The 12,490-nt window shown below is 71.4% G+C and carries 14 protein-coding genes; 6 read left to right on the top strand and 8 right to left on the bottom strand.

Features of this window, described 5'->3' with window-relative positions:
* Positions 1-59 precede the first annotated feature (59 nt).
* The 5 genes from ACQVBX_RS14840 to lptM all read right to left on the bottom strand — a co-directional run bounded on the left by ACQVBX_RS14840 (position 60) and on the right by lptM (position 3,978).
* The gene (locus ACQVBX_RS14840; RefSeq protein WP_431635055.1) at positions 60-1,178 is read right to left on the bottom strand and encodes a glycosyltransferase family 9 protein; all 1,119 of its coding nucleotides are present in this window, start codon (positions 1,176-1,178) and stop codon (positions 60-62) included.
* 101 nt (positions 1,179-1,279) lie between these two features.
* Positions 1,280-2,170: a tyrosine recombinase XerC gene (gene xerC / locus ACQVBX_RS14835; protein ID WP_431635053.1), complete on the bottom strand. Its 891-nt coding sequence runs from the start codon at positions 2,168-2,170 to the stop codon at positions 1,280-1,282.
* Positions 2,171-2,181: 11 nt separating this feature from the next.
* Entirely contained in the window at positions 2,182-2,865 is a 684-nt protein-coding gene (locus ACQVBX_RS14830; protein WP_431635052.1) for a DUF484 family protein, read from the bottom strand.
* Between the two features lie 86 nt (positions 2,866-2,951).
* Positions 2,952-3,785 carry a diaminopimelate epimerase gene (gene dapF, locus ACQVBX_RS14825; protein WP_431635051.1) on the bottom strand — a complete coding sequence of 278 codons (834 nt, stop codon included), beginning with the start codon at positions 3,783-3,785 and terminating at the stop codon, positions 2,952-2,954.
* A gap of 16 nt (positions 3,786-3,801) precedes the next feature.
* On the bottom strand, positions 3,802-3,978 hold the full coding sequence (gene lptM, locus ACQVBX_RS14820) for an LPS translocon maturation chaperone LptM (RefSeq protein WP_431635049.1): 177 nt from the start codon (positions 3,976-3,978) through the stop codon (positions 3,802-3,804).
* A gap of 205 nt (positions 3,979-4,183) precedes the next feature.
* On the opposite strand from lptM, the gene ACQVBX_RS14815 reads away from it, so the two are divergent.
* On the top strand, positions 4,184-4,870 hold the full coding sequence (locus tag ACQVBX_RS14815; RefSeq protein WP_431635048.1) for a hypothetical protein: 687 nt from the start codon (positions 4,184-4,186) through the stop codon (positions 4,868-4,870).
* Between the two features lie 29 nt (positions 4,871-4,899).
* Here ACQVBX_RS14815 and ACQVBX_RS14810 read toward each other — a convergent pair whose 3' ends face one another.
* A complete protein-coding gene (locus tag ACQVBX_RS14810) occupies positions 4,900-5,439 on the bottom strand; it encodes a GNAT family N-acetyltransferase (RefSeq protein WP_431635047.1) in 540 nt (179 codons plus the stop codon).
* Positions 5,440-5,658: 219 nt separating this feature from the next.
* Between ACQVBX_RS14810 and ACQVBX_RS14805 the strand changes: the two genes are divergently transcribed.
* Positions 5,659-7,143: a RimK family protein gene (locus ACQVBX_RS14805; RefSeq protein WP_431635045.1), complete on the top strand. Its 1,485-nt coding sequence runs from the start codon at positions 5,659-5,661 to the stop codon at positions 7,141-7,143.
* Positions 7,144-7,147: 4 nt separating this feature from the next.
* Here the strand turns inward: ACQVBX_RS14805 and ACQVBX_RS14800 are convergent, their stop codons facing one another.
* A complete protein-coding gene (locus ACQVBX_RS14800) occupies positions 7,148-9,163 on the bottom strand; it encodes a putative bifunctional diguanylate cyclase/phosphodiesterase (protein WP_431635044.1) in 2,016 nt (671 codons plus the stop codon).
* Positions 9,164-9,307: 144 nt separating this feature from the next.
* Positions 9,308-9,526, bottom strand: coding sequence for a hypothetical protein (locus ACQVBX_RS14795; protein WP_431635043.1), 219 nt, complete (start codon positions 9,524-9,526; stop codon positions 9,308-9,310).
* A 165-nt stretch (positions 9,527-9,691) separates the two neighbouring features.
* Between ACQVBX_RS14795 and ACQVBX_RS14790 the strand changes: the two genes are divergently transcribed.
* The 4 genes from ACQVBX_RS14790 to ACQVBX_RS14775 all read left to right on the top strand — a co-directional run bounded on the left by ACQVBX_RS14790 (position 9,692) and on the right by ACQVBX_RS14775 (position 12,455).
* Complete coding sequence (locus ACQVBX_RS14790) at positions 9,692-10,249, top strand: lipocalin family protein (RefSeq protein WP_431635042.1); 558 nt, start codon at positions 9,692-9,694, stop codon at positions 10,247-10,249.
* Between the two features lie 65 nt (positions 10,250-10,314).
* A complete protein-coding gene (gene aroE / locus ACQVBX_RS14785; protein WP_431635041.1) occupies positions 10,315-11,136 on the top strand; it encodes a shikimate dehydrogenase in 822 nt (273 codons plus the stop codon).
* A 6-nt stretch (positions 11,137-11,142) separates the two neighbouring features.
* Positions 11,143-11,430: a YkgJ family cysteine cluster protein gene (locus ACQVBX_RS14780; RefSeq protein WP_431635039.1), complete on the top strand. Its 288-nt coding sequence runs from the start codon at positions 11,143-11,145 to the stop codon at positions 11,428-11,430.
* A gap of 50 nt (positions 11,431-11,480) precedes the next feature.
* Positions 11,481-12,455 carry an energy transducer TonB gene (locus ACQVBX_RS14775; RefSeq protein ID WP_431635038.1) on the top strand — a complete coding sequence of 325 codons (975 nt, stop codon included), beginning with the start codon at positions 11,481-11,483 and terminating at the stop codon, positions 12,453-12,455.
* The last annotated feature ends 35 nt before the right edge of the window (positions 12,456-12,490 follow it).

Raw genomic sequence — 12,490 nt, 5'->3', positions numbered from 1 at the left:
TGCCCTGAGTGGGGTTCACCGCGGTTGATTGCAAGCGCGCCAGCGGCGCGGCGGCAGGCTCAGGGCGCGCTGGAAGGCGCCAACGGCAAAGCGCCGAGAAAGGCGATCGCCGATCCCGCGGCCAGCGCCGCATCGGCACCCTCGTCCACCGCCACCGCGCCATCGTGCGGCCCGTACGGTCGATAGCGCGCGAGGTTGGGGCGGGTGAACAAGCCTAGGGTCGGCGTGCCGCTGGCGCAGGCCAGGTGCATCACGCCGCAGTCGGCGCTGATGTAGGCATCGCACGCGGCGATCAGCGCGGCCATGCGGCGCACGTCACTGGAATAGAACGCGGGAAAGCGACCGTCCAGCTGCGACCGGCCGTGCGCCGCCACCATCTCGACCACCCGCAGCGCCGGATCGTGCGCGGCCAGCGTGTCGATAAACGCCTGCCACCAGCCGCCAGGCAGGCGTTTGCTGCCGGTGGCGTTGGGAAAGATCGCCAGCACGCGTCCGCGGCGCGGCGCTTGCGCCGGCGTGCCGAGCAGGTTCGTCAGCGTCGCCGCACCGGCAGCACGTTCGTCGTCGCGAAGCACGATGTGCAGGCGCGGCGGAACGGTCGCAGCTATCTCCGGCAAACCCAGCGCACAGCGCAGGACGTGCACGGCATCCAGCGCGAAGTGGCCGCATGAGCGCGCCCAGGCATCGCGCCAGGCCGGATCGGCCTGTTCCAGCTCGCGCGTGTCGGCGGGCGGCGCCAGCCACTGGCGCGCACCGCTCCACTGCGCCAGCCAGCGGCCGGAACGGGAGCCGCGCACGCAGTCGATCGCCAGGTCGTAGCGGCTGCGCCGCAGCTCGTGCAGCAGGCGCAGCAGGCGCAGCGGATGATGCCCGGGTCGGCGCGTGAGCTGATGGATCCGGCGCACCTGACGGAAGCCGGCGAACACCTCGCCGGCCGCTTCGCAGCCGGTCACCACGTCCACCTCGGCGCCGGGGAAATGCCGCTCCAGCTCGCTCAGCAGCGGCGTAACCAGCAGCGTGTTTCCCAGCCGGTGGTTCGGCCGCAGTACCAGGATGCGATGCACGCCGCGAGAGGACAGCCCGCCCAGCGTGGTCACCTGGCCGGCCTCCACGGCGCGCGGCAACGCCAACGCGCCGGGCGTCGTGAGCATGCTTGGCGTGGGAACGGGCGCTGTCATGGACGTGCCGTGCGAGTGGCTGACTGCGCCGAGTCTCACCGCGGCCGGCTTTCAAAGCGCTTACGTACAAACGTGCGGTCCGGGCGAACGGAGCGCGCCCGCTATTTGCGCCGCGCGCGCGGATGGGCCGCGTCGTACACCTTGGCCAGGTGCTGGAAATCCAGATGCGTGTAGATCTGCGTGGTGGCGATGTCGGCGTGGCCGAGCAGCTCCTGCACGGCGCGCAGGTCGCCGGAGGATTCGAGCATGTGGCTGGCGAAGGTGTGCCTGAGCAGGTGCGGGTGGATGCGCTTGGCGCTGCCGTGCGCGAGCGCCAGCGTCTTCAGCCGGGCCTGCACCGTGCGCGGGCTGATCGGCGCGCCGCCACGGCCGCGGAACACCGGCGTATGCGCCGCCATGCCTTCGGCCTGGCCCAGCGCGCGCAGCGCATCCACTGCGTGGCGGCCCACCGGCACGATGCGCATCTTGCTGCCCTTGCCCAGCACACGCACTTCGCCGCCCTCCAGGTCGAGGTCGTGCCAGCGCAGGCCGGTGAGCTCGGACAGGCGCAGGCCGGAGGAATAGAACAGCTCCAGCATGGCGCGGTCGCGCACTCCCAGCGCGCCTTCGCCGCCGCCCTCGACCAGGCTCGCCGCTTCGTCCACGTCCAGCACCTGCGGCAGCTTGCGATGCACTTTCGGCCCGCGCACGCCCAGCGTCGGATCGTGCGCGAGTAGCCCTTCGCGGCTCAGATGACGGAACAAGCTACGGCACGACGACAGCAGCCGCTGCAGGCTCTTCGGCGCGAGCCCCGCGCGGTGCTCGGCGGCGATGAAGCGGCGCATGGCATGGGTGTCCAGCGCGGCGAAATCCGCCAGGCCCTGCGCGTCCATGAAACGCAGCAGCTTGGCCAGGTCGCGACGGTAGCCGGCCAGCGTGTGCGGCGAGGCCTGCCGCTCGCTGCCCAGTCGCGCCAGCCACGCGTCGAGCTGGGCCTGCGCGGCGACCGTCACGGGTTTAGCGCTCAGCCGAGGTCGCGCGCGCGCATCAGCGCGGCGGTGATCGTGGCGGCAATCATCTTCAGGAACAGCGTGCCCATGCCGGGCTGGAAATGGTCCGCATCGCTGGAACCGATCGCCAGCAGGCCGAGCTCGCCCAGCGGCATCACCGCCGCCGAGCGCACGTCGGCCGCGCGCGGGCCGAACAGCCGCTGCAGCCGTTCGCTCGACAGCCGGCCGGCGATCGGCTCGTGGTGGGCAAGGAAGTCGGTGAACTCGGGCAGGCCGGCGCGTCCCTCGGGCACCTGTAGCAGCCAGTCGGCGGGCGGCAGCGTGGCCGGCCCGAACAACACCAGCCGCACCTGTTCGGTGTGGAAGTCGGCGCTGAGCTTGGCGATCACGCTGCGCGCGGTGACCTCCGGCGTGTTGGCGCGCAGCAGCGCCACGGTCAGTTCGTGTACGCGCTTCATCAGCCGCTCGTTCTCCGCGGCGATGGCGATCAGCTCGGCCAGCCGCGTTTCCAGATCGGCGTTCTTGTCGCGCAGGCTCTGCAGCTGATACACCGCCAGCGACGCGGCGGCGCCCTGTTCGCGCGGCATCGTCAGCTGCGCGGCGAGCTCAGGGTAGTCGGCCAGGAAGCCGGGATGCCGGCGCAGGTAGGCAGCCACCTGTTCGGGCTGCAGCGTCTGCTCGGTCGCGGTGTCGGTCATGCGGGCGGATCCTTCAACACGTCGAGCCGCCGGGACGGCGGCACCGGCCGAGTGTGCGGCCTGCGCGTGCGTACATCAACGCCGGCTCAGGCCAGCCACTCGCCCTCGAACACGAACGCCGCCGGCCCGCGCATCCACAGCGTATGCCCGGCGCCTGGCCAGCGGATCTCCAGCGTGCCGCCGGGCAGGTCCACGCGCACGCGCTCGTCCACCTCGCCGCGCCGGCGCAGCACCGCCATCGCGGCGCAGGCGCCGGTGCCGCAGGCCAGCGTCCAGCCGGCGCCACGTTCGTGCACGCGCAGGCGCAGGTGGTCGCGTGCCTGCGGTTCGACGAAGCCCGCATTGGCGCCGTGCGGAAAGCGCTCGTGGCGGGTGAGTGCCGGCCCCAGCGTGGCCAGCTCGGGTGCCTCGATCGAGGGCACCACCAAGACGGCGTGCGGATTGCCCATCGACACCGCGCCCATTCGCAGCGATTGACCGTCCACGTCGATGGCGTAATGGTCGGCCTCGGCATCGGCCACGAACGGCACGCGTGCAGGCGCGAACACCGGTTCGCCCATATCCACGGTCACCTCGCCGCCCGACTCCACGCGCACCGCGACCGGCCCCGAGGGGCTTTCCAGCCGCACGGTCTCGCCAGCGGTCAGCGCGCCGGCCCGGTGCAGCCACGCCGCCACGCAGCGCGCGCCGTTGCCGCACTGGCCCGAAGGCGAGCCGTCGGCGTTCCAGATGCCGTAATAGAACGCACACGACGGGTCGCGCGGCGGCTCGATCGAGAGCAGCTGATCAAAGCCGATGCCGGTGCGCCGATCGGCCATCGCGCGGATCGTCGTCGCATCCAGCGCCAGCGGCACCGTGCGCGCATCGATGACGACGAAGTCGTTGCCGATGCCGTGCATCTTGCTGAAACGCTGGGTCACCGCCGAGACCGTCCGCTCAAAGCTGGGCCGGCGTGGCGTCGGCACCCACCGTCGCTGCGGGTGCCGGTGCGGACGCGGCGGCGGCCGGCGCCTGCGGCCGGGCCGGCAGCACCAGCGGGCCCTTGTTGCCGCAGCCGGCGAGTGCGGCACTGGCAAGGGAAACGATCAGCATCACGGCAAGCAGGCGGCGCATGGTGGGTTCCTCGTCGACAGGCGCCGAGTATAGCCGCCGGCTTCTCCGCGCCGCCCGGGCACGCGGAGTGCGCGGCGGTCGTAGCGAGGGCTGTTCCGGATCCGCGGTGTATCGGGAAACTGCGGGCTCGCGCGGGGCATCGGCTAACCTTACGCATCCTGTCGTCCCCGCCGCTCGCCCTGCGGCCACCTGCCCGGAGAGCCCCGTGAACTGGGAGCACCTGCTTGCCCTGCCCACCACCGTGATCCTGCTGGTTGCGGGTGCCCTCGCGCTGGTCGCGCTGCTCGCCGCCCTCGGCAGTCGGCAGCACTGGCTCGCGCGGCGGCGCGTGCGTGGATCGCTGTCGGCGCTGCTGGCGCTTGCGTGGCTGGCGCTGGCCTTGCTGTCGGCGGGGCTGGGCCTGAGCCTGCGTGGCTATCGTCGGCTGGCCAGCGAGGAGCCGGTGGTGGCGATCGATGCGCGCATCCTCTCGCCGCAGCGCTGGGTGCTCACGCTCACCTGGCCGGACGGCAGCACGCGCCAGGTAGGTCTGGCAGGCGACGCGTTCCGCCTCGAGGCGATCGTGCTGAAGTGGAAGCTGCCCACGCTGCTGGCCGGGGTGTCGCCGCTGTATCGGCTCGATCGTCTGGACGGCCGTTATGACGATCCGCAGCAGGAGGCCGACGCCCCGCGCACCGTGATCGACTTCCGCCAGGCCGGCGCCTGGGACCTGCTGGCGTTGCGCCAGCACTATCCGGCGTGGCTACCCATGGTCGACACGGTGTATGGCAGCGGCGCGTTCCTGCCGCTGGTCGATCAGGGGCATTACACGGTGAGCCTGATGCGCGGCGGTGCGCTGGTGGCGCGCCCGGACGAGACGACCGCGCAGCGGCTCGACCAGGCGTTGCGCTAGACCCGTGCCGGGGCTTTCCCGGCGATCGCTCAGTCCAGACGCTTGCCGTAGCGCCACGCGTCCGCGCCATCTTCGTAAAAACCGGTGAGGCGGCCGAGCCGCTGGTAGCCGAGCCGCTCGTACAGGCGGATCGCGCTGGCGTTGTCGATGCGCACCTCCAGCCGCAGCTCGCGGCAACGGCGTTGGCGCGCCGCCCGCTCCACCGCGGCAAGCAGCGCCGAACCCACGCCCTTGCCGCGCGCTTCCGGCCGGCTCGCCAGCGAATACAGCCGTGCCACGCCGCTGCCCTTGCGATAGAACACCACCGCCGTGCCGAGAAAGCGCCGATGGTTGGCGCTGGCCACCAGCACGCTGGCGCTGTCGCTGTCGAGGTGACGGCGGTACTGCGCGCGGCTCATCCGGTCGCTGTCGAAGGTGGCGTCTTCCAGGGCGACCAGGTCGTCCAGATCGGACAGTTCGGCGCGGCGCACGCGCACCGGCGCGGTGGCGGGCGTGGCCGTGGCGGATGCGGCGGAGTGGGCGGCGTTCAGGGTGGTCGGTTCCAGCGGCAAAAAGGGCGGGCGGAGCATGCGGCGCCGGGCGTCCGGCGGGCGTGACGAGCGCGGCACTGTAGTGCAGCGCCGGTCCCGCCGCATCCCTCCCGATGGCGCCTGCCGGTGCGGTTTACTTGCCCTTCAGTGCGGCCGCTTGTGCGCCGCAACGGCTATGCGACACTGCGCGCCTTGCGCCGCGCCACCTCCGTGGGTTCCTGCGACGACGCACTCCCCACTGCGCGTATCGAAGGTGTCATGACCCGTCTGGTCATCGTTGTCGAAAAGGCCTCCGACTGGGGCTCCTACTATCCGTCCGTCGACGTGATGAGCGCGATGGACTACCTGCGCGAGCCGATCGGCACCGACGACGAGCGCACCCACGTCATCAACCTGTGCCGCAGCTACAAGTATCTGGGCACCGGCTACTACGTGTCGCTGCTGGCCGAGGCGCGCGGGCACCGCGTGATGCCCTCGGTGCGTACCATCAACGACCTGCGCCGGCGCTCGCTGTACGGTCTGGACATCGACGACCTCAACAGCAAGCTCACCCACTTCCTGCCGGCCGGCGGTCGCGACACCACCGACTTCGGCATCCTGGTGTACTTCGGCGAGACCGCTTACCCCGCGCTGCAGGATCTCTCGCGCCAGGTGTTCGAGATGTTTCCCTGCCCGCTGCTGCGCATCGAGTTCGAGCGCGAGCGCGTGTGGCAGGTCGCCTCGATCAAGCCGGTCGGCCTGCACACGCTGGACGATGCCCAGGAAGACGCGTTCGCCACCGAGCTGGACCGCTTCTCCAAGAAGCTCTGGCGCAAGCCGCGCGCGCGCAAGCGCTACCGCTACGACATCGCCATGCTGGTCGATCCGAACGAGGCGATGCCGCCGTCGAACAAGAAGGCGCTGAAGTCCTTCGTCGAGGCCGGCAAGGAGCTCGGCATCGAGGTCGACCCGATCGGCAAGAACGATTACCAGCGGCTGGCCGAGTACGACGGTCTGTTCATCCGCGAGACCACCGCCAGCGACAACCACACCTACCGCTTCGCCCACCGCGCGGAGAAGGAAGGCATGGTGGTGATCGACGACCCCGCCTCGATCCTGCGCTGCACCAACAAGATCTTCCTCAACGACCTGATGGTCTCGCGCAAGCTCGCCGTGCCGCACACCGAGATCCTCTACCGCGAGAACACCAAGGGCCTGAAGGAGGTCGGCGAGAAGCTCGGCTTCCCGATCGTGCTGAAGATCCCGGACGGCTCGTTCTCGCGCGGCGTGGTGAAGGTGGAGGACGCCGCGGCGCTGGAGAAGGCCGCTGGCGAGCTGTTCCAGCACAGCGCCCTGCTGCTGGCGCAGGAGTTTCTCTACACCGAGTTCGACTGGCGCATCGGCGTGCTCAACCGCGAGCCGTTGTACGCGTGCAAGTACTACATGTCGCGCGGCCACTGGCAGATCTACAACCACGGCGCCAAGGGCACGGCCAAGTCCGGCGGCTTCGAAACGATTCCGGTGCGCGACGCGCCGAGCGAGGTGGTCAAGCTCGCGCTGAAGGCCACCAACGCGGTGGGTGATGGCCTGTACGGCGTGGACCTCAAGCAGGTGGGCGGCAAGCCGGTGGTGATCGAGGTGAACGACAACCCGTCGATCGATGCCGGCGTGGAAGACGTCTATCTGGGCGAAGACCTGTACCTGCGCGTGATGCAGGAATTCCTGCGCCGCATGGAGCACAAGCGGCTCGGCATCGGCCGCTGAGCCCTCAGGCGTCGAGCGTGCGTACCGCGGGCTGCTCGACCAGCAGCCGGGCCACCTGGCGGGGCTCCAGCGGACGGCCGAACAGGAAACCCTGACCGGTGCTGCAGCCGGCCTGCCGCAGCCAGCGCGCTTCCTCCTCGGTCTCCACGCCCTCGGCAATGGTGTGCAGGCGCAGCTTGCGCGCCAGCGCGATGATCGCCTCGGCGATCTCGCGGTCGTGGTGCGAATGGCGCGCGCCGTGCACGAACGACTGGTCGATCTTGATCGCCCGCGCCGGCAGCTGGCGCAGGTGGCTGAGGCTGGAGAAGCCGGTGCCGAAATCGTCGATGGCGATGCGAAAGCCCAGCGTGTCCAGCTCGCGCAGGTGACGCAGCGTGGTGTGCACGTCGGTCATCGCCGCCGTTTCGGTGATCTCGAACTCGATCGCGTCGTGGCCGATCCCGGCCTCGGCCAGCGTGCGCAGCAGCGCCGGCACGAACTGCGCGCCCTGCACTTCCTGCATCGACAGGTTGATCGCCACCGGCACCAACGGCAGCCCCTGCATACGCCACTGGGCAATCTGTCCGGCCACCTCGCGCACCACCGTCTCGCCGAGCCGTGCGATCAGGCCGCAGTCCTCGGCCAGCGGAATGAACACCGACGGCGGCAGCGCCCCGCGGGTGGGATGCGCCCAGCGCGCCAGCGCCTCCAGCCCCACCAGCTCGCGGGTGCGCAAATCGACCTTGGGCTGGTAGCAGACGCGGATCTCGGCGCGCGCCAGGCCTTCGCGCAATTCGGTGGACAGCGCCAGCCGCTCGCTGGCCTGCTGGATCATCCGTGGCTCGTAGAAACAGAAGCCGGCCTTGCCGCGCTGTTTGGCCGCGTACATGGCGATGTCGGCGTGGCGCAGCAGTTCGGCGGGATCCTCGCCGTCGCCGGGGAACATCGCCACGCCGATGCTCGGCGTGGCCGTCACCTTCTGCCCGGCCACCACTACCGGCGCGCTGACCTGGGCGAGGATCTTGTCGCAGATCAGGCTCAGGTTGCCGCGGCTGCGATAGCGCTCCAGCACCACCACGAACTCGTCGCCGCCGAAGCGGGCCACGGTGTCGCGCGGACGCACGCTGGCGCGTAGCGCATCGGCCACGCAGCGCAGGAACGCGTCGCCCGCCTCGTGGCCGAGCGTGTCGTTGATCGACTTGAACCCGTCCAGGTCGATGAACATCACCGCCACCTCGAACCCCTCGCGGCGCGCCTGCGGCAGCAGCTCCTGCAGCTGCGCCAGCACCTTGGCGCGGTTGGGCAGCGCGGTGAGCACGTCGTGGAACGCCTGGTGCACCAGCGCCTGGCGCGCCGCCTCCAGCTCGCCGCGGATCTGCGCGGCCTGGCGCGCCAGCTCGCGCTGCGCGCGCAGCACCACGGCGGCCAACAAGAGCACCAGGGCGCAGATCACCACGGCCGCGGCCGCCGGAGCGCCGGCAGCATCGGGCCGACCCACGGCCGCATTGCCACCGGCAAAGGCCCGGCCCATCCACGGCACGGCCACCACGGTCGCGCCGAGCACCGCCGCGGCCAGTCCGGCCCGCGCCCGGCTCGGCGCTGGGCCTCGCAGCGCCAGGGCCAGCACCGCGCCTGCGATCGCGCAGGGCAGCATGCCGGCGAGGTCAGGCCCCGCAGCGGCGCCGTCCAACGCCAGTCGGTTCGCCAGCGCCAGGCCGCTGCCCAGCGTGATGCCGGCCAAGACGGGGGACGGCGTGCGCAGGCGCTCCATCAACCACAGCGCCGCCGCTGCCGCCAGCCATGCGGTGCCGAACGCGGCCGCGCCACGCAGGTCACCCAGCCCGGCCGGGATGGCGCCGCCCAGCTGCCAGGTCGCCCACACACCGACCGCCAGCACCGCCGCGCCGAAGCCCAGCCACAGCACCGGCACGGCGCCGCGAGCGCGCGTGACGCGGCCGAGCACGTCCAGTGCCAGGTAGGCATGCAAGGTGGCGAGCGCGCTCAGCAGCGCGGGCAACCAGAGGTTGTCAGGGTCTGCCATGCGGCCCCGTGCAAAGGCCTGCGGCCGCGAAGGGCGAGGCACTGAAAGACGATCAGGAACAGTCCGTCTTTTAGCACAGGTGCGGTCTTGCGACGCGTGCCGAGGGCACCGCGCGGAAGCATCACGCGATGGCGCGGAATCTCGTCAGTCCCCGCACAGGCGCAGGCCGAGCAGGGCGCATGCCGGCGCCAGCACCAGCCAGAACGCGGGCGACCAGCCGGATTCCGGCGTATGCGCGGGCACCGGCGTCAGCGCCAGCGCGAACAGCCCCACGCCCAGCCAGCACAAACCGATGGCGGCCACCCACTGGGTGAAAGGCGAGGCGTCGGCGAGCGGGAACGACAGTGAGGAACGGCGGGCCATGGCGATCTCCGGCAGTGGCTGGGATGAAGGCGCCGAGCTTCCGCGGCCGGCGTCTCAGCGGCTGCGATGGATGGCACCAGCGGCCGGGGCGGGCGCGCTGCATCGTTTCCGGCCGCCGGTGCGTATCTGTCCTCATTCCCTTGTCGAGCGTTCCGAGGACCCGCCATGAAATCCCGCCACACCGCCCTGCTGACGCTGTTCGCCGCGGTCATGCTCACTGGCTGCGCCAGTCAGCCGCCGCTGCGCCAGGCGAAAAACGTCGATCTGGCCCGTTACATGGGCACCTGGTACGTGATCGGCCACGTGCCGTACTTCGCCGAGAAGGGCGACGTGGCCACCGCCGACGAGTACCGCCTCAAGCCCGACGGCACCATCGCCGTCACCTACCACTACCGCAAAGGTTTCGACGCGCCGGAGAAAACCTGGAACGGCAAGGCCTGGCTGCCCGATCCGGCCGACACCGCGCACTGGAAGGTGCAGCTGGTGTGGCCGCTGCGCTCGGACTACGTGATCGTCGATCTCGCGCCGGACTACCGCTCGGTGCTGATCGGCCTGCCCTCGCGCAAGCTGATGTGGATCATGGCGCGCGAGCGCCAGCTGCCGGCGGCCGAATACCAGCGTCTGCTCGACGTGGCCAAGGCCGAGGGCTTCCCGGTGAACGAGGTGCGCAAGGTGCCGCAGCGGCGCGAAGACCTCGGCCAGCCGGACTTCGAGCAGCCCTGATGGCGCGCGGCGCGGCGGCGCGGCGCGGCTAGAATGAGCGGCCATCCATTCGCAGGACCCGCGCCATGACCGACCGCCGCTACGCCGTGTTTGGCCATCCAATCGGCCATTCGCAGTCGCCGCGCATCCATCGCGCGTTCGGCGAGCAGTTCGGTCTGGCGGTGGACTACCGAACCATCGATGCGGCGCCAGCGGATTTTCCCGAGGCGGTGCGCGCCTTCTTCGCCGACGCCGGCCACGGCGCCAACGTCACGCTGCCGCACAAGGCCGCGGCGCTGGCGCTGGCCGACACCGCCAGCGAGGCGGCGCACCGCGCCGGTACCGCCAACGTGCTCACGCGGCTGGACGACGGTCGCCTCGCCGCGCACAACACCGACGGCGCCGGCCTGGTGCGTGACCTCACCGAGCGCCACCGCGTCGACCTGCGCGGCCACGACGCGCTGCTGCTGGGAGCCGGGGGCGCCGCGCGCGGCGTGGCGTGGTCGCTGCTGGACGCGGGCGTGCAGAGCCTGACCATCGTCAATCGCAGCCCCGGCCCGGCCGACGCGCTGGCCGACGCCATCGGTGAGCCCGAGCGTGTGCATACGCGTTACTGGAGCGACCTGGCCGACATCGGCAGCTACAACCTGATCCTCAACGCCACCTCGGCCGGCGTGCTCGGCGCCGCGCTCGACCTGCCCGGCGCCATCGTCGGCAGTCGCGCACTCTGCTACGACCTCAGCTACGGCGCCGCGGCGATCGGCTTTCTCGCCTGGGCCCGCAGCGCCGGCGCGCTGTTCGCGTTCGACGGTCTGGGCATGCTGGTGGAAACCGCCGCCGACGCGTTCGAGCTGTGGCACGGCCAGAGGCCGGACACCGATCCGGTCTACGCCATGCTGCGCGGCTGAGCCGCCATGGATTGCCGCGCCGGCTGCGGCGCCTGCTGCATTGCGCCTTCGATCAGCTCGCCGATTCCCGGCATGCCGCACGGCAAGCCGGCCGGCGTGCGTTGCGTGCAGCTGGACGAGGCCAACCGCTGTCGCCTGTTCGGTCAGCCGGAACGGCCGGCGGTGTGCGCGCGGCTGCGCCCGGAGCCGGCGATGTGCGGCAATGATCGCGCGCACGCACTGGCCTGGCTCGCCGCGCTGGAGACCCACACCGCCCAGCCGAGCGCATCGCCACGCGAGCGCAACATCGGCTGATTAGGCTGGCGCGCCGCCGGCAGGTCGCCGGTGCTTTCGATGCCCTGCCCATGCCCTGCCAGCCTTGCCTGTTTCCGCGTGCGCGTCAGCGCGGCGATGCCCGCGTTGCGCTCGCCATCACCTTGCTCCTGCTTGCCTGCAGCGGCGCGCTCACCTGGGTCTGGTGGCAGCGCACACATGCCGACGATCTCACCTCCGAACCGGCGGCCGCGGGATCGATCGTCCGTCCCACCGCGCCGCCCACCGCGCCGCGCTCCGTCGAGCAACTGCTGAACGAGGCGCGCGCCGCGGTCGCCGCGCAGAAGCTGGTGGCGCCGGCCGGACAGAGCGCGTTCGAGCGCTACCTCGCGGCGCTGGCGCAACAGCCGGCGAACCCGATCGCCACCGACGCACTGCGCGAGCTGTTTCCCTTCGCCGCCGAGCAGGTCGGCGCCACCATCCGCGACGGTCAGCTCGATGAGGCGCAGCGCCAGCTTGATCTGCTCGCGCGGGCCGATCCGGCGAACTACACGCTCACCCTGCTGCGCGCCCAGCTGGCCGAGCAGCGCCAGCGCGCGCTCGCCGCCGCGGCCACAGCGGCCGCGCCCGCATCGGCGTCGACACGCTCGCCGGCAAGCCGCGAAACGGTGGCCGCCACCGCGCCGTCACCGCCGGAAACGCCGGCCGAGGCTCCGCCCGTGACGCAGACTGCCATGGTGACCCCGCCGGCCCCGATCACGGTGCCCGCGGCGACATCCGCACCCGTGCCGAATGTGTCGACCACCGCACCGGTGCTGCAGCGTCGGGTGGAGCCGTACTACCCGCAGGCGGCCCGGCGCAGTGGACGCGAGGGCTGGGTGGAAGTGGAGTTCACCGTGCAGCCGGACGGGCACGTGGATGCGGTCAAGGTGCTGCAGTCCAAGCCGGGCAGCGTGTTCGACCTGGCGGCCACCACGGCCGTGCAGCGCTGGGTGTTTGCGCCGGCCACGCGCAATGGCAAGCCGGTGGCGGTGAGCCTGCGCCAGCGGCTGGACTTCCGCCTGTAACCGAACCGCGCCCGGCGTCACAGGCCTGACACGCG

It is taken from the genome of Dyella thailandensis (assembly GCF_050749815.1).
In the GTDB taxonomy this organism is placed as follows: Bacteria; Pseudomonadota; Gammaproteobacteria; order Xanthomonadales; family Rhodanobacteraceae; genus Dyella_A.
This window is presented reverse-complemented; position numbering and strand designations above follow the sequence as displayed.

Bases quoted from the DNA above. Each gene is read 5' to 3' on its own strand.
- ACQVBX_RS14810 (WP_431635047.1), bottom strand. From the start codon at position 5,439: ATGCTCCGCCCGCCCTTTTTGCCGCTGGAACCGACCACCCTGAACGCC.
- ACQVBX_RS14775 (WP_431635038.1), top strand. From the start codon at position 11,481: ATGCCCTGCCAGCCTTGCCTGTTTCCGCGTGCGCGTCAGCGCGGCGAT.
- ACQVBX_RS14800 (WP_431635044.1), bottom strand. From the start codon at position 9,163: ATGGCAGACCCTGACAACCTCTGGTTGCCCGCGCTGCTGAGCGCGCTC.
- ACQVBX_RS14840 (WP_431635055.1), bottom strand. From the start codon at position 1,178: ATGACAGCGCCCGTTCCCACGCCAAGCATGCTCACGACGCCCGGCGCG.
- ACQVBX_RS14805 (WP_431635045.1), top strand. From the start codon at position 5,659: ATGACCCGTCTGGTCATCGTTGTCGAAAAGGCCTCCGACTGGGGCTCC.
- lptM (WP_431635049.1), bottom strand. From the start codon at position 3,978: ATGCGCCGCCTGCTTGCCGTGATGCTGATCGTTTCCCTTGCCAGTGCC.
- aroE (WP_431635041.1), top strand. From the start codon at position 10,315: ATGACCGACCGCCGCTACGCCGTGTTTGGCCATCCAATCGGCCATTCG.
- ACQVBX_RS14795 (WP_431635043.1), bottom strand. From the start codon at position 9,526: ATGGCCCGCCGTTCCTCACTGTCGTTCCCGCTCGCCGACGCCTCGCCT.
- ACQVBX_RS14790 (WP_431635042.1), top strand. From the start codon at position 9,692: ATGAAATCCCGCCACACCGCCCTGCTGACGCTGTTCGCCGCGGTCATG.
- ACQVBX_RS14830 (WP_431635052.1), bottom strand. From the start codon at position 2,865: ATGACCGACACCGCGACCGAGCAGACGCTGCAGCCCGAACAGGTGGCT.
- ACQVBX_RS14780 (WP_431635039.1), top strand. From the start codon at position 11,143: ATGGATTGCCGCGCCGGCTGCGGCGCCTGCTGCATTGCGCCTTCGATC.